This is a genomic window from Streptomyces liliifuscus (genome assembly GCF_016598615.1).
Classification (GTDB): domain Bacteria; phylum Actinomycetota; class Actinomycetes; order Streptomycetales; family Streptomycetaceae; genus Streptomyces; species Streptomyces liliifuscus.
Map to the genome: position 1 here is coordinate 5,847,355 of NZ_CP066831.1, position 15,256 is coordinate 5,862,610.

Below are 15,256 nucleotides of genomic sequence, written 5' to 3' on the forward strand. Positions count from 1 at the left end.
TCAGTCAACCTGGAGCACGAGGAGGAGAACGGACACGTGGACGCCGAGCTGACCAACAGGAGCCGGGACGCGATCAACGCGGCCAGCAACCGGGCCGTGACCGGGGGTCACGCCGATCTCACCCCCGCGCATCTGCTCCTCGCACTCCTTGAGGGGCAGGAGAACGAGAACATCACCGACCTGCTGGCCGCCGTCGAGGCCGACCAGGCCGGCGTACGCACCGGCGCGGAGCGCGTACTGAGCGCGTTGCCCAGCGTGACGGGCTCCACCGTCGCCCCGCCGCAGCCCAACAGGGAGCTGCTCGCCGTCATCGCCGACGCCGCAGAGCGCGCCAAGGAACTGGGCGACGAGTACCTCTCCACCGAGCACCTGCTCATCGGGATCGCGGCGAAGGGCGGCCAGAGCGGGGACGTACTCTCCCAGCAGGGGGCCAGTGCGAAAAAGCTGCTTGAGGCCTTTCAGAAGAGCAGGGGAGGGCGCCGGGTGACCACCCCGGATCCCGAGGGCCAGTACAAGGCTCTCGAAAAGTTCGGTACGGACTTCACCGCGGCCGCGCGTGAGGGCAAGCTCGACCCCGTCATCGGCCGTGACCAGGAAATCCGCCGGGTCGTCCAGGTGCTGTCCCGGCGCACCAAGAACAACCCCGTCCTCATCGGCGAGCCCGGCGTCGGCAAGACCGCCGTCGTCGAGGGGCTCGCCCAGCGGATCGTGAAGGGGGACGTGCCCGAGTCGCTCAAGAACAAGCGGCTCGTCTCGCTCGACCTGGGCGCGATGGTGGCCGGCGCCAAGTACCGCGGCGAGTTCGAGGAGCGCCTGAAGACGGTCCTGGCCGAGATCAAGGATTCCGACGGGCAGATCATCACGTTCATCGACGAGCTGCACACCGTCGTGGGCGCGGGCGCCGGCGGCGACTCCTCCATGGACGCCGGCAACATGCTGAAGCCGATGCTCGCCCGCGGTGAGCTGCGCATGGTCGGCGCCACGACCCTGGACGAGTACCGCGAGCGGATCGAGAAGGACCCCGCCCTCGAACGCCGCTTCCAGCAGGTGCTGGTCGCCGAGCCGACCGTCGAGGACACCATCGCGATCCTGCGCGGACTCAAGGGACGGTACGAGGCCCACCACAAGGTCGTGATCGCGGACAGCGCGCTCGTCGCCGCCGCCACGCTCTCCGACCGGTACATCACCTCCCGCTTCCTGCCCGACAAGGCCATCGACCTCGTCGACGAGTCCGCGTCCCGGCTGCGGATGGAGATCGACTCGTCCCCCGTCGAGATCGACGAACTCCAGCGGGCCGTCGACCGGCTCCGAATGGAGGAGCTCGCGCTCGACAAGGAGACCGACCCCGCCTCCAAGCAGCGCCTGGAGAAGCTGCGCCGCGACCTCGCCGACAAGGAGGAGGAACTGCGCGGCCTCACCGCCCGCTGGGAGAAGGAGAAGCAGTCCCTCAACCGCGTCGGTGAGCTGAAGGAGAAGCTCGACGAACTGCGCGGCCAGGCCGAACGGGCCCAGCGCGACGGCGACTTCGACACCGCCTCCAAGCTGCTCTACGGCGAGATCCCCACCCTGGAAAGGGACTTGGAGGAAGCCTCCGAGGCCGAGGAGGAGGCCGCCAAGGGCACGATGGTCAAGGAGGAGGTCGGCCCGGACGACATCGCGGACGTCGTCGGCGCCTGGACCGGCATCCCCGCCGGACGCCTCCTCGAGGGCGAGACCCAGAAACTCCTGCGCATGGAGGAGGAGTTGGGCCGCCGTCTCATCGGCCAGACCGAGGCCGTACAGGCCGTCTCGGACGCCGTACGCCGCACACGCGCGGGCATCGCCGACCCGGACCGCCCCACCGGCTCGTTCCTCTTCCTCGGCCCGACCGGCGTCGGCAAGACCGAACTCGCCAAGGCCCTCGCGGACTTCCTCTTCGACGACGAGCGGGCCATGATCCGCATCGACATGTCGGAGTACGGCGAGAAGCACAGCGTGGCCCGGCTGGTCGGCGCGCCGCCCGGCTACATCGGCTACGAGGAGGGCGGCCAGCTGACCGAGGCGGTCCGCCGCCGTCCGTACAGCGTGGTGCTCCTCGACGAGGTGGAGAAGGCGCACCCGGAGGTCTTCGACATCCTGCTCCAGGTGCTGGACGACGGCCGTCTGACGGACGGCCAGGGGCGGACGGTCGACTTCCGCAACACCATCCTGATCCTCACGTCGAACCTCGGCAGCCAGTATCTCGTCGAGCCGCTGACGTCCGAGGAGGAGAAGAAGCAGCAGGTCCTGGAGGTCGTACGGGCTTCCTTCAAGCCGGAGTTCCTCAACCGGCTCGACGATCTGGTGGTCTTCTCCGCGCTGAACAAGACGGAGCTGGAGCGGATCGCCAGGCTCCAGGTCGACCGGCTCGCGAAGCGGCTCGCCGAGCGGCGGCTGACCCTGGAGGTCACCGACGCCGCGCTGGCCTGGCTGGCCGACGAGGGCAACGATCCGGCGTACGGGGCGCGGCCGTTGCGGCGGCTCGTCCAGACCGCCATCGGTGACCGGCTCGCCAAGGAGATCCTCTCCGGCGAGATCAACGACGGCGACACGGTTCGCGTGGACGCGTTCGGTGACGGCCTGATCGTGGGCCCCACGACAGCCTCCGGCAAGGAGCTGTAGGGAGACCGGAGTTCGTCTGCGGGCCCGGTGGGGGCTGGTCGCGCAGTTCCCCGCGCCCCCTAAAGACGAAAGACGGGCTGCGCCCCCGTCTTCCGTCTTTAGGGGGCGCAGCCCCTGCCTTTAAGGGGCGCGGGGAACTGCGCGACAAGCCCCCACCGGGCCCGCACATCACCACCGGACCCAGGACCCCCTCAGGCCGGCGCAGCCACCCGTACGCCCACCCGCGTGCGGGTGGCCACAAGCTGCCCGTCCTGCGGATACGCATGCCACGTGCGCCAGTGCACTTGGCCCTCGTGCCGCTGCGCGAGCATCGCCGTGAAGGCATGCGGGCTGCCGGGGAAGACCCCCGCCAGACCATTCGGATGGTCGGCCACCAGCGCGAGCAACTCCTGCGCGCGCCCCGCGAACGAGCCCCGCGACAACGTCTCCACGCGCGCGGCGAACTCGTACTCCCAGTCGCCCACCCGCTTGGCGACGCCGAGTGGCAACGGCGTGCTGCTGCCCGGAATACAGGCGACCGTCTCCGAACAACTGCCCCGCTCCTCCTCCAATAGCACCTGGTGGGACGCCCCGAGCAGTCTCAACTGGAGCTTCGAACCCGAGAGTTCCAGATCGAGCGTGGCGAGCGCGGGCAGCGGTTCGCGACCGAGGGCCCAGGCGAGATCGGCCGCACGCGTGTCGGTGTAGGCGGTGTTGAGGGTCGTGAGCATGGGTCGGCTCCGCTGCACGCAAAAGGGTGGGGTTGGTGTCTGTGAAGAGTGACGGTGAGTCGGTCCGTCGCACCCCGGTCGGCGCCGGGCGGGGGATCAGGCCCGGTCGGCCAGGTCAGAAGGATGTTCCGGGGTCTGCGTCGGCGATTACGAGGGAATCATGAACGGCGCGTCCGCCACAGCGTTTTTACCCAACTTCGTAGGGTTTCCATCCCCCCGAGGGCTCCACAGCTCAACTGTTCAACCAAGAAGTGCGCCATTGGCTCACACGTGCGCCTTCACGCCCCCCGCTCTCTCAACGCCCCTCAACGTTCCTCAACGCTCCTCGACACCCGCCCGGCTCACCTCGCACGGCTCACCTCGCACGGCGAGCGCCCACCGGGAGCCGAACCCCGGGCGCACGGCGAAGCGCCCGCCGGGAGAAGGCTCCCGACGGACGCTCGTGGTGCCGGACGGCCCGGACGCGGTTCCCTGCCCGGAGCTCAGCTGCCCCGTGTCAGCTGCCTCCGCCGCATCCGCCCCCACCGCCCCCGCCCCCGCAGGACGACGACCCGCCTCCGCAGGACGAGCCGCCACTGCAGGAAGAACTCCCCGTCGAACAGCCGCCGCCCCCGCCCGAGCCCGAGCTGCCGGCCCACCAGCTGTGCCTGGACCGGCGCGAACGCCGCCTGCTGCCGCTCGTCGCGGCGGACACGACTCCTATGACGACCAGTACGACGAACACCGCCAGGATGATGCCTACGATCATGGCGCCACCCTCCTTCCGTTCCCCCGAAGCGGCCCCCCGTGGGCTCTGCTTCTCGCCAGTGCTTTTGTCTGCGTTTCTGTCTGTTCCTCTTGCTGCTTTCCCGCGTGTGCTTCTTGTGTGAAAGGGGGATGCCCCCGCGCTTCACGGACCAAAGCAGAGTTGAGCAAGTCCAGAGGTTGAGCGCAGGATGGCGGTCATGACCTCCAGTGCACGCCGCCCGCTCCTCAACCGCCGCCTCGCAGAGTTCGGCACGACGATCTTCGCCGAGATGTCGGCCCTGGCCCTGAGTACCGGCTCGATCAACCTCGGCCAGGGCTTCCCCGACACCGACGGCCCCGAGGAGATCCGCGAGGCGGCGGTGCGGGCGCTGCGCGACGGCCGCGGCAACCAGTACCCGCCGGGCCCGGGCGTGCCCGAGCTGCGCACCGCGATCACCGCCCACCAGCAGCGCCGCTACGGCCTCACGTTCGACCCCGACACCGAGGTCCTGGTCACGGCGGGCGCCACGGAGGCCATCGCCGCGGCCCTGCTGGCCCTCCTCGAACCGGGCGACGAGGTGATCGCCCTGGAGCCGTACTACGACTCGTACGCCGCCTGCATCGCGATGGCGGGCGGTACGCGCGTACCGGTCACCCTGCGCCCGCACGAGGACACCCACGACGGGGTCGTGCACCGGCGCTTCCGGCTGGACCTGGACGAGCTGCGCGACGCGGTCACGGACAACACCCGGCTGCTGCTGATCAACACCCCGCACAACCCGACCGGCACGGTCCTCACCCGCGAGGAGCTCACGGCGATCGCCGAGCTGGCCGTCGAGCGGGACCTGCTGGTCGTCACCGACGAGGTGTACGAGCACCTGGTCTTCGACGAGGCCGAGCACATCCCGCTCGCGACACTGCCCGGCATGCGCGGGCGCACGGTCACCATCGGGAGCGCGGGCAAGAGCTTCTCGTTCACCGGCTGGAAGGTCGGCTGGGTGACGGCCGCGCCCGAACTGGTGGCGGCGGTGCGCTCGGCCAAGCAGTTCCTGACGTACGTGGCCTCGGGGCCCTTCCAGTACGCGGTCGCCGAGGCGCTGGCGCTGCCCGACACGTACTTCGAGGCGTTCGGCGCGGACATGCGGGCCAAGCGGGACCTGCTCGGCGCGGGGCTCGCGGAGGCGGGCTTCAAGGTGTTCAGGCCGGCCGGGACGTACTTCATCACCACCGACATCCGGCCGCTCGGCGAGAGCGACGGGTTCGCGTTCTGCCGGGCGCTGCCCGAGCGCGCGGGCGTGGTCGCCATCCCGAACGCCGTCTTCTACGACCACCGCGAGGCCGGGGCACCCTTCGTCCGCTTCGCCTTCTGCAAGCAGACATCGGTCCTGGAGGAGGCGGTGAAGCGTCTCAAGACGCTCGCCGGCTGAGGCAGCGGCGCTGTCACGGTGACGCGCCGGAACGACGGAGAAGCGGAACGACGGAGAAGCGGGGGAATTCGTGCCCGCCCGACCGCGCGTTGCTCGCAAATGATACGAATTGCCAGCAATCTTCGGGTGTGACCCAAGCAAGTACCCTCGCACCCCCGCCCCCCGCCGTCACGGAGCCCGCCGCCGAGGGCCGCACCCGTCCACGTCCGTCCCCGGCGGCGGCGATGGGTACCGCCCTCGGGCTGTTCGCCGCCGCCCGGCTGCTGGGCACCGCCGCGGTGGCCATGACCGCCTGGGCGACCGGCGGCCATCCGGTGCTGCTGCTCGGCCGGTCCTGGGACTCCGTCTGGTATCTGCGGATCGCGGGCGACGGCTACGGGCGCAGCCTGCACTTCCGCCCCACCGTCGTCCACAGCGACCTGGCGTTCTTCCCGCTCTACCCCGGGCTGCTGCGGGCCGTCACCGAGCTGACCCCGCTCAGCGGCCCCGGCGCCGGCCTGCTGATCTCGTGGACGGCCGCCGCGGTCGCCGCCTGCGGGATCTACGCGATCGGGGTCCGGCTGCACGACCGTGCCGTCGCCACCGCCCTGGTCCTCCTGTGGGGCCTGCTGCCGCACTCCGTCGTGCTGTCCATGGCGTACACGGAACCGGTCCTGACCGCCTTCGCCGCCTGGTCGCTGTACGCCGTCCTCACCGGCCGCTGGGTGTGGGCGGGGGCCCTCGCGGCCTGCGCGGGGCTGGCCCGGCCGAACGGCTTCGCCGTGGCGGCGGCCGTGCTCGCGGCGGCGGCGTACGAGATCTTCAGGCGGCGCGGAAAGGTTTCCCACAGGCTGTGGACGGGCGCGGTGCTCGCGCCCCTCGGGTGGGCCGCGTACTTCCTGTGGGTCGGGCGGCGCAAGGGTGATCTGCTCGGCGGCTACTTCGAGGTGCAGCGGCTGTGGGGCTCACGCTTCGACTTCGGCCTCGGCGCACTGCGCTTCGTCAAGCATCTGCTGCTGCACGGCGACCGGCTGGTCTTCCCGATGTCGATGGTGATCGTGGCGGCGGGCCTGCTGCTGTACGGGCTGCTGATCGCCGACCGCGCGCCCCTGCCGCTGCTGGTCTACGCGGGCGCGCTGCTGCTCGTGGCGGTCGGCGGCGCCGGCTTCTTCGAGTGCAAGCCGCGGTTCCTGCTGCCGGCGTTCCCGCTGCTGCTGCCCATGGCGTGCGCGCTGGTACGGACGGCGAGAGCCCGACCGTGGCACGCGACCCTGGTGGTCGGCGCCCTGGCCGGGCTCTCGTTCGCGTACGGGGCGTACCTCGTCGTGCTCGCCCACAAGCCGCTGTGAGCCGCCGCGAGGCCGTGGCCCGCGGGGCTCGCGCCCGAGTGAGGGCTACTCGTCCTCTTCGGGCTTGTCGGCCTCGTCGATCTCCTGCTCCAGACCGAGCTGCTCGACGAGCCACTTGTCGAACTCGATGGCGGCCCGCACCCAGCTGACCGTGGACGACACGAAGTGCTCCAGGCTGACGCCCGTGCCGATCAGCATCTGCGCCTCGCCGATCAGGCGGACGGTGCCGTCGTCGTGCGTGTGGCTGTAGACCTTCGGCCACAGCGTGCGCCGGTTCCAGTCGTCGATCGACTCGAGGATCTGGGGCTTCTCCTCGATCTGGTGCGGCCGGTCGTAGAACGTCCGCACCGAGAAGACCTGCTGGTCACCTTCACCGCGGAACATGAAATACGTGCGGAACTGCTCCCACGGCGCCGCGAGGTCACCCTCGTCGTCGACGACATACTTCAGCTCCATTTGGTCCAGGAGCTGCTTCACAAGGTCCTGATCAGGGACGACGGGGCCCGCCGGTCCGCCGGGGTTCGGCTCGGGCTGGCCCCCGAAGTTCGGAATCGAGGACGGGTCGATAGACATTCGGTGGGTACTCCTGAGGATTGCACGTGGTTACCTGACTTCGACCCTAGCCGTGATCGGCGTTCAGTAGTCCTTTGGCCCCAGGAGAATCGGACAGAGCCCCGTAAGGGGCGCGGGGAACTGCGCGACAAGCCCCCAACCACCCGCACCGGGCAACGCGACCGTAATGGGCAGGACCAACCCGTTCACGGCCCGTACGCGCCCTGGCCAAAGTATGCGTCGAGGCCCGAGTTTCCACACTTGTGGGTGACAGGACGCAGTTGTTCGGTGACGTACCGTTCGCTGGGTGATCGAGCCGCACGCCCCCGCCCAGCCCGGCACGGCCACGGACCGGCCGGGCACGGCCAAGGCCCCGCCGCCCCGGAACGGCCAGGGCCCGGCGCCTCTGCCGGTCAGTACGGCCACCGGACGGTTCCTCGTCCTCGCCGGCGTCTTCATCTGCGCGGCCTGCGGACTCGTGTACGAACTCGAACTCGTCGCCCTCGCCTCGTACCTGATCGGCGACTCGGTCACCCAGGCCTCCGTCGTGCTGTCCGTGATGGTCTTCGCGATGGGCCTCGGCTCGCTCGTCGCGAAGCGCCTGCGCGGCCGTGCCGCGGCCGGCTTCGGCGCCGTCGAGGCACTGCTCGCGCTCGTCGGCGGCACCAGCGCGATGGCCCTGTACGCCGTCTTCGCCTGGACCGGCGACTGGGGCGGCGCCTGGGAGGGCGGCTCCAGCTACCTCCTCGTCGCCTTCTCCCTGGCCATCGGGCTGCTCATCGGCGCGGAGGTCCCCCTGCTGATGGAGCTGATCCAGCGCATCCGCAGACAGGACGCGGGCGGCGCGGTCGCGGACCTGTTCGCCGCGGACTACGTGGGCGCGCTGGTCGGCGGACTCGCCTTCCCCTTCCTGCTGCTGCCCCTGCTCGGCCAGCTGACCGCGACGCTGATCACCGGAACCGTCAACGCCATCGCGGGCGGCGCCCTCGTCCTCGGCCTGTTCCGGCAGGACCTGACCCGGCGCGGCCGCTGGCTGCTCGTCGTCGCCAACCTCGTCGTGCTCGCGCTGCTCGCCTCGGCCGCCGTCCTGGTCGACGACTTCGAACGGGCCGCGCGGCACGCGGTGTACGGCAAGGACGTACGCGTGGCGATGCACACCGACGTCCAGGAGGTCGTCCTCACCGGCGGCACGGACGGCCGCCCCCTCGACCTCTACCTCGACGGACGCCTGCGGGTCAGCGGCAGCGACGAACGCCGCTATCACGAGGCCCTCGTCCACCCCGCGATGAACGGCCCGCACGCGCGCGTGCTCGTCCTCGGCGGCGGCGACGGGCTCGCCGTGCGCGAGGTGCTGCGGCACAGCGGCGTACGGCGGGTCGACATCGTCGAACTCGACACCCGACTCGTGGAGCTGGCCCGCACCGACCGGGCGCTGTCCGAGCTGAACGGACACGTCTACGGGGACCCGAGGGTGCGGGTCGTCGCCGCGGACGCCTTCGGCTGGCTGCGCCGGGCCCCGCGGGGCGCGTACGACGTCGTGGTCTCCGATCTGCCCGATCCCGGGATCACGTCCAGTACGAAGCTGTACTCGCAGGAGTTCTACGGGCTCTCGCGGGGCGTGCTCGCGGGCGGCGGGCGGCTCGTCGTGCACGCGGGTCCCGTGGCGTCGCGGCCGCGGGCCTTCTGGACGGTCGACGTGACGGTACGGGCGGCCGGCCTGCGGACCGTCCCGTACTCCGTGGCCGGGCGCGACTCGGCGGCGGGCAGCCGGTCCAGGGCCCCGCAGGACTGGGGGTTCGTCCTCGCGTCCCGTGCCCGGCCGCAGCTGCGTACACCGCCGGGCGCCCCGTACGTACCGTCGCTGCGGGCGGACGCGCGGGCGGCCGAACGCACCCGGCTCACCGGCCTTCCGCCGTCCACGCTGGTGCATCCGAGGTACGCGGACTGACTCCGACCGAGTCCCTCTGCCGAGGGAACCGGGGGAATCCCCCCATACAGAGGTGCGGTGCGGGCCGTGCTGGGTAGGCTCGGCCGACATGGAGCATGAGGTGTTCGTTCCGGTTCCCGTCGAGTCGCTGCGCGAGGCTCTCGCCGATCCCGCGCGGGTGGCCCGGGCCGTGCCCGGACTCCAGCAGGACGCGGGGACACCGCCCGTCTCCGGCCGCCTGAAGGTACGCGTCGGCGGGCACGCCATCACGTATCGCGGGGCGCTCACCGTCACCCCGCAGGACGACGGAACGTACGCCGTCGAGGCCGACGCCACCGAGGCCCGCGGCAGCGGCACGGTGAAGCTCGCCCTCACGTTGGCGCTGCGCTCGCGGGAGGACGACCCGAGCGGCTCGACCGTCACCTTCACCGGTACGGCGTCGGCCGACGGCCGGGTCACGGAACTCCCGGCGGACGCGGTGACCTCGGCGACGACCCGCCTGCTGAGCCGCTTCGCGGAGGGATTGGCCGTGCCGGTGCCGGACGCGGGTGCGGCCGCAGATGCCTCCGGCGGTGAACCGAGGACGCCGGAGACGACCCCGTCACCGGAAGCGTCCGCCCCCGCGCCCGAGGCGGCTGCCCCCGAGCCTCCGCCGGACGAGGAGAACTCCTCGATCCACGAGGCCGAGGTGCCGCCTCCCTCCCTCGAACCGTTCGCCGAGGAGGACTTCGAGGGCGGCTTCGAGGACGACGCGGTCCCGGCGCCGGACGCTCCCGCCGAGGCGGCGCACGCCCGGCGCACGATGATCGGCCGCAGCGCGGAGGAGGTGGACCACGCTCCTCCGCGGGGGCGTTACGCCCCGGTCCCCGCGCCCGAGGCGACGGGGACCGGCGCGACGCTCCGCTGGGCGGCCCCCGCGGCGGCTTTCCTCCTGGCCTCGGCGGTAGTACTGGGCCGAGCCCTCCGAAAGCGCCGGTAGTCGACTGCGGCTGGGTGGGGGGCGGTAGCCCTTGCCTTTGAGGGGCGCGGGGAACTGCGCGACCAGCCCCACCAACCCGCAGCCAAGCCACCACCAAAGTCCCCCAGCCCCGCGGAGCGTTAGGGTTCCCGCGTGAGTAACGAAGACATCACGCTGACCGCGGCCGACGCGGAAGTGACCGTCCAGCCCGGCAACGGCGGACGAATCGGCGGACTGAAGGTCGACGGAGTCGAACTGCTCCGCCAGGGCAAGAAGTTCGGCTGCTTCCCGATGGTCCCCTGGTGCGGCCGCACCAGGGACGGCCGCTTCCTGAACGGCGCCACCCCCCACCAACTCCCCCTCAACTCCCCGCCGCACGCCATCCACGGCACCGCCCGCGACGCCGCCTGGCGCACCGCCCGCAGGAGTGAGAACGAGGCCGTGATCACGTACGACCTCGTGGACCCCTGGCCGTACGCCGGCCGTGTCACCCAGGTCGTCGCGCTGACCGCGGACACCCTGACGCTGACCATGTCGGTGGAGACGTACGACGACTCGTTCCCGGCGCAGATCGGCTGGCACCCTTGGTTCAACCGCAACCTGGGCGGCGGCGAGGACGCCGAGGACGTGCGTGTCGACTTCACCGCCGCCTGGCAGGAGGAGCGCGGCGACGACCACCTGCCCACCGGCCGCCGTGTCGACCCGAAGCCCGGCCCCTGGGACGACTGCTTCGGGATGCCGGACGGGGTCGACGTCACCCTCACCTGGCCCGGGCGGCTGGAGCTGAACGTCGCGAGCCGCGAGCACTGGGTCGTCGTGTACGACGAGCAGGAGGCCGCCGTCTGCGTGGAGCCGCAGACCGGTCCGCCCAACGGGCTCAACACCCTGCCCCGCCTGGTCACCCCCATCGATCCCCTCGAAGCGGCCACCACATGGACCTGGCGGCGCCTCTGACCCGGACAGGGCGACGGACCCGGCGGCGCCTCTAAGCTGACCCGCATGAGTGACGTACGCGGCGAGCTGCTGCAGCAGATCAAGGACAAGGCCGTGGTGCACGGCAAGGTGACGCTCTCCTCGGGCCTGGAGGCGGACTACTACGTCGACCTGCGGCGGGTCACCCTGGACGGTGAGGCCGCCCCGCTGGTCGGCCAGGTGCTCCTCGACCTGACGGCGGACCTCGAGTTCGACGCGGTCGGCGGCCTGACCATGGGCGCCGACCCGGTGGCCGGTGCCATGCTGCACGCCGCCGCCGCGCGGGGCCGCCGCCTCGACGCCTTCGTCGTGCGCAAGGCGGCCAAGGCGCACGGCATGCAGCGGCGCGTGGAGGGCCCGGAGATCGCGGGCCGCCGCGTGCTCGTCGTCGAGGACACCTCCACCACCGGCGGCTCCCCGCTCACCGCCGTCGAGGCCGTGCGCGAGGCCGGTGCCGAGGTGGTCGGCGTCGCGACCATCGTCGACCGTGCCACCGGTGCCGCCGAGAAGATCCAGGAAGGCGCGGGCGTCCCGTACCTCTTCGCGTACTCGAAGGACGAGCTGGGTCTGGACTGAGCCCGCGCCGGAGTTATCCACAGGCTGGACACGGAGGCCGGAGCATCCGGTCAAGTCTGGAAAGATGGGGACGACGATGACGTCACTCCCTAGGTCAGGGCCGTAAGCAGCAGAACGCCACCCGCACATACACAAGGAGCGGACAGATGCCGATCGCAACCCCCGAGGTCTACAACGAGATGCTCGACCGGGCGAAGGCAGGCAAGTTCGCCTACCCGGCCATCAACGTGACCTCGTCCCAGACCCTGCACGCTGCCCTGCGCGGCTTCGCGGAGGCCGAGAGCGACGGCATCATCCAGATCTCCACCGGTGGTGCGGAGTTCCTGGGCGGCCAGCACAACAAGGACATGGTGACCGGCTCGGTCGCCCTGGCCGAGTTCGCGCACATCGTCGCCAAGAAGTACGACATCACGGTCGCCCTGCACACGGACCACTGCCCCAAGGACAAGCTCGACGGGTACGTGCGTCCGCTGATCGCGGTCTCCGAGGAGCGCGTCGCCCGCGGCGAGAACCCGCTGTTCCAGTCCCACATGTGGGACGGCTCCGCGGAGACGCTGGCCGACAACCTGGCCATCGGCCAGGAGCTGCTCGCCCGCGCCGTCGCCGCGAAGATCATCCTTGAGGTCGAGATCACCCCGACCGGCGGCGAGGAGGACGGTGTCTCGCACGAGATCAACGACTCCCTCTACACGACGGTCGACGACGCGATCCGTACGGCCGAGGCCCTGGGCCTGGGCGAGAAGGGCCGCTACCTCCTTGCCGCGTCCTTCGGCAACGTGCACGGCGTCTACAAGCCGGGCAACGTCGTCCTGCGCCCCGAGCTCCTCAAGGAGCTGAACGAGGGCGTCGGCGCCAAGTACGGCAAGCCGTCCCCGTTCGACTTCGTCTTCCACGGCGGCTCCGGCTCCACGGCCGAGGAGATCGCCACCGCGCTGGAGAACGGCGTCGTGAAGATGAACCTGGACACGGACACGCAGTACGCGTTCACGCGCCCGGTCGCGGACCACATGTTCCGCAACTACGACGGCGTCCTGAAGGTCGACGGCGAGGTCGGCAACAAGAAGACGTACGACCCCCGCACCTGGGGCAAGCTCGCCGAGGCGTCGATGGCCGCCCGCGTCACGGAGGCCTGCGCCAACCTGCGCTCCACGGGCACGAAGATCAAGTAACCCTGTTTCGTACGGCTCGGGCCCGGTTCTCCCTTCGGAGAGCCGGGCCCCGCCGTATGTCCGTATGCTCCGGTGTATGGCTGCCCCGCCGAAGGAGTCCCCGGCCGTCAGGATGTCCAGCCCCGCCGGGAAGTGGATCCTGCTGACCACCGTGCTCGGGTCGAGCATGGCCATGCTGGACTCGACGGTCGTGAACGTCGCGCTGCCGACGATCGGCCGCGATCTCGACTCGGACCTGGCGGGCCTCCAGTGGACCGTCAACGCGTACATGCTGACCCTCGCGGGCCTCATCCTGCTGGGCGGAGCCCTCGGCGACCGCTTCGGGCGGCGGAAGGTGTTCGTCGTAGGGGTGGTGTGGTTCGCGGCGGCGTCGCTGCTCTGCGGGCTCGCGCCCAGCGCGGGCGTCCTCGTCGCGGCCCGCGCACTGCAGGGCATCGGTGGCGCGCTGCTCACGCCCGGTTCGCTCGCGCTGATCCAGGCGTCGTTCCACCCGGACGACCGGGCGAGGGCCGTCGGCCTGTGGTCGGGCTTCGGCGGCATCGGCGCGGCGGTCGGCCCGTTCCTGGGCGGCTGGCTGGTGGACGGCCCCGGCTGGCGCTGGGTGTTCCTCCTCAACGTCCCGCTCGCGCTGCTCTGCGCCCCGATCGCCCTGCGCCACGTACCGGAGTCGAAGGACGACCGGATCCACGGGCGCGGCTTCGACGTGCTCGGCGCGGCCCTCGGCGCGCTGGCGCTGGCCCTGGTGACGTACGCGCTCATCGAGGCGTCCGCCGGATCGATGCCCGTCGTCGCCGTGACGGCGGCCGCGGGGGTCGCCGCGGGCGTCGCCTTCGTGATGGTGGAGCGGCGGCGGGCCGACCCGATGATGCCGCTCGACATCTTCGCGTCCCGCCAGTTCACGGCGGTCAACGTCGTCACCCTGTGCGTGTACGCGGCCTTCAGCGGCTTCTTCTTCCTCTCCGCGCTGCAGCTCCAGGTCGTGGCCGGGTACTCGGCCCTCGCCGCCGGTACGGCCCTGCTGCCGACGACGGTCCTGATGCTGTTCCTGTCGGCCCGCTCCGGCGAACTCGCCCAGCGCATCGGCCCGCGCATCCCGCTCACCGTGGGCCCGCTGCTGTGCGCCACCGGGATGCTGCTGATGCTGCGGGTGGGCACCGACGCCTCGTACGTGGGTGACGTGCTGCCGGCCGTCCTGGTGCTCGGCCTCGGCATGGTCACGCTGGTCGCGCCCCTGACCGCGACCGTGCTCGCCTCCGTGGACACCGGCCGGGCGGGCCTGGCCAGCGGGATCAACAACGCGGCGGCCCGCGCGGCCGGTCTCGTCGCCGTGGCCGCGCTGCCGCTGCTGGCGGGGATGAGTGAGGAGGCGTACCGGTCGGCGGACGCCTTCGACGACGCGTTCCGGCGGGCGATGCCCCTGTGCGCGGGCATCCTGGTCGTGGGCGCGGTGATCGCCTACGCGACCGTACGGAAGCCTCCGCCGGGCTGTCTGCGCCCGGAATGCCTTACGCACGGCAGCGTGACGGCCCCGCCGCTGGAGCCGAACCAGTCGCGCGGGCGGCTGGAGTAGAGCGGCTGGGGTGGATCGGCCGGCGTAGAAGGGCCGGGCGCGGGGCGCCTGGAGTGGACGGCCGGGCGTGTGGCGTCCGGCTTGGACGGGCCCGTCGCGTGGCGTCCGGAGGGGCCGGGCCGGGCGCGGGTACGCCTCACGTGGGTGTGGCGAGTGGGCGGCGCGTTCGCCGGGGGAGTAAAGCGGGCCCGCGATGCGCGCGCGGGCGTCGGAGCCAGGCAAACTGGAACCCATGGCCATCAACGAGAACCTCCTCGGGGGACCGCCCCCGACCCACCTGCCCGACGACCCGGAGCCGCGCGAGCTCCTGGCGAACGACACGCCGCCCGCAGACGTGGCCGCCAAGTACCCCACCTCCTCGCTCGCCTGGGCCCAGCTGGCCGACGAGGCGTACGAGCGGGGCAGCGTCGTCGAGTCGTACGCGTACGCCCGTACCGGCTACCACCGCGGTCTGGACTCCCTGCGGCGCAACGGCTGGAAGGGCCACGGCCCGGTGCCCTGGGAGCACGAGCCGAACCGCGGCTTCCTGCGCGCCCTGCACGGTCTCGCCCGCGCCGCGCAGGCGATCGGCGAGCAGGAGGAGTACGAGCGCTGCTCGCAGTTCCTGAAGGACTCCTCCCCGGCGGCGGCCCAGACCCTCGGCTGAGCCGACAGGGCCGGTGACCGGCCCCGAACGGTCGCGTTTGTGCAGGTCCGCCTGG

Annotated in this window: 13 protein-coding genes; 10 read left to right on the forward strand and 3 right to left on the reverse strand. The window is 71.5% G+C overall.

The features are described from left to right. Positions 1 to 36: 36 nt before the first annotated feature. Positions 37 to 2,640: an ATP-dependent chaperone ClpB gene (clpB, locus tag JEQ17_RS25095; protein WP_200401703.1), complete on the forward strand. Its 2,604-nt coding sequence runs from the start codon at positions 37 to 39 to the stop codon at positions 2,638 to 2,640. Positions 2,641 to 2,831: 191 nt separating this feature from the next. Here clpB and JEQ17_RS25100 read toward each other — a convergent pair whose 3' ends face one another. Both JEQ17_RS25100 and JEQ17_RS25105 read right to left on the reverse strand, forming a co-directional pair. Further along, complete coding sequence (locus JEQ17_RS25100) at positions 2,832 to 3,350, reverse strand: DUF2617 family protein (RefSeq protein ID WP_189843293.1); 519 nt, start codon at positions 3,348 to 3,350, stop codon at positions 2,832 to 2,834. A 482-nt stretch (positions 3,351 to 3,832) separates the two neighbouring features. Beyond that, a complete protein-coding gene (locus tag JEQ17_RS25105) occupies positions 3,833 to 3,988 on the reverse strand; it encodes a hypothetical protein (protein ID WP_200397314.1) in 156 nt (51 codons plus the stop codon). A 297-nt stretch (positions 3,989 to 4,285) separates the two neighbouring features. Here JEQ17_RS25105 and JEQ17_RS25110 point away from each other — a divergent pair, with 297 nt between their 5' ends. Further along, entirely contained in the window at positions 4,286 to 5,503 is a 1,218-nt protein-coding gene (locus tag JEQ17_RS25110; RefSeq protein ID WP_200397315.1) for a pyridoxal phosphate-dependent aminotransferase, read from the forward strand. Between the two features lie 128 nt (positions 5,504 to 5,631). Next, on the forward strand, positions 5,632 to 6,831 hold the full coding sequence (locus JEQ17_RS25115; RefSeq protein WP_200397316.1) for a glycosyltransferase family protein: 1,200 nt from the start codon (positions 5,632 to 5,634) through the stop codon (positions 6,829 to 6,831). 45 nt (positions 6,832 to 6,876) lie between these two features. Here the strand turns inward: JEQ17_RS25115 and JEQ17_RS25120 are convergent, their stop codons facing one another. After that, positions 6,877 to 7,404 carry a YbjN domain-containing protein gene (locus JEQ17_RS25120; RefSeq protein ID WP_200397317.1) on the reverse strand — a complete coding sequence of 176 codons (528 nt, stop codon included), beginning with the start codon at positions 7,402 to 7,404 and terminating at the stop codon, positions 6,877 to 6,879. Positions 7,405 to 7,690: 286 nt separating this feature from the next. Between JEQ17_RS25120 and JEQ17_RS25125 the strand changes: the two genes are divergently transcribed. From JEQ17_RS25125 to JEQ17_RS25155, 7 genes are all read left to right on the forward strand, one after another. Further along, positions 7,691 to 9,331, forward strand: coding sequence for a polyamine aminopropyltransferase (locus JEQ17_RS25125; protein ID WP_200397318.1), 1,641 nt, complete (start codon positions 7,691 to 7,693; stop codon positions 9,329 to 9,331). Between the two features lie 88 nt (positions 9,332 to 9,419). Continuing rightward, positions 9,420 to 10,289: an SRPBCC domain-containing protein gene (locus tag JEQ17_RS25130; protein WP_200397319.1), complete on the forward strand. Its 870-nt coding sequence runs from the start codon at positions 9,420 to 9,422 to the stop codon at positions 10,287 to 10,289. A 132-nt stretch (positions 10,290 to 10,421) separates the two neighbouring features. Then, on the forward strand, positions 10,422 to 11,222 hold the full coding sequence (locus tag JEQ17_RS25135) for an aldose epimerase family protein (protein WP_200397320.1): 801 nt from the start codon (positions 10,422 to 10,424) through the stop codon (positions 11,220 to 11,222). Between the two features lie 45 nt (positions 11,223 to 11,267). Then, positions 11,268 to 11,816, forward strand: coding sequence for an orotate phosphoribosyltransferase (gene pyrE, locus JEQ17_RS25140; protein ID WP_200397321.1), 549 nt, complete (start codon positions 11,268 to 11,270; stop codon positions 11,814 to 11,816). A gap of 146 nt (positions 11,817 to 11,962) precedes the next feature. Continuing rightward, positions 11,963 to 12,985 carry a class II fructose-bisphosphate aldolase gene (fbaA, locus tag JEQ17_RS25145; RefSeq protein ID WP_055618173.1) on the forward strand — a complete coding sequence of 341 codons (1,023 nt, stop codon included), beginning with the start codon at positions 11,963 to 11,965 and terminating at the stop codon, positions 12,983 to 12,985. Positions 12,986 to 13,061: 76 nt separating this feature from the next. Next, on the forward strand, positions 13,062 to 14,555 hold the full coding sequence (locus JEQ17_RS25150; protein WP_200397322.1) for an MFS transporter: 1,494 nt from the start codon (positions 13,062 to 13,064) through the stop codon (positions 14,553 to 14,555). A 232-nt stretch (positions 14,556 to 14,787) separates the two neighbouring features. After that, positions 14,788 to 15,201 (forward strand): DUF3151 domain-containing protein, encoded by a 414-nt coding sequence (locus JEQ17_RS25155; protein ID WP_055618172.1) that lies wholly within the window; start codon positions 14,788 to 14,790, stop codon positions 15,199 to 15,201. Positions 15,202 to 15,256: the final 55 nt, after the last annotated feature.

Coding starts and splice junctions, on each gene's coding strand:
- JEQ17_RS25100 (WP_189843293.1), bottom strand. CDS start 3,350: ATGCTCACGACCCTCAACACCGCCTACACCGACACGCGTGCGGCCGAT.
- JEQ17_RS25110 (WP_200397315.1), top strand. CDS start 4,286: ATGGCGGTCATGACCTCCAGTGCACGCCGCCCGCTCCTCAACCGCCGC.
- JEQ17_RS25120 (WP_200397317.1), bottom strand. CDS start 7,404: ATGTCTATCGACCCGTCCTCGATTCCGAACTTCGGGGGCCAGCCCGAG.
- JEQ17_RS25130 (WP_200397319.1), top strand. CDS start 9,420: ATGGAGCATGAGGTGTTCGTTCCGGTTCCCGTCGAGTCGCTGCGCGAG.
- pyrE (WP_200397321.1), top strand. CDS start 11,268: ATGAGTGACGTACGCGGCGAGCTGCTGCAGCAGATCAAGGACAAGGCC.
- fbaA (WP_055618173.1), top strand. CDS start 11,963: ATGCCGATCGCAACCCCCGAGGTCTACAACGAGATGCTCGACCGGGCG.
- JEQ17_RS25150 (WP_200397322.1), top strand. CDS start 13,062: ATGGCTGCCCCGCCGAAGGAGTCCCCGGCCGTCAGGATGTCCAGCCCC.
- JEQ17_RS25155 (WP_055618172.1), top strand. CDS start 14,788: ATGGCCATCAACGAGAACCTCCTCGGGGGACCGCCCCCGACCCACCTG.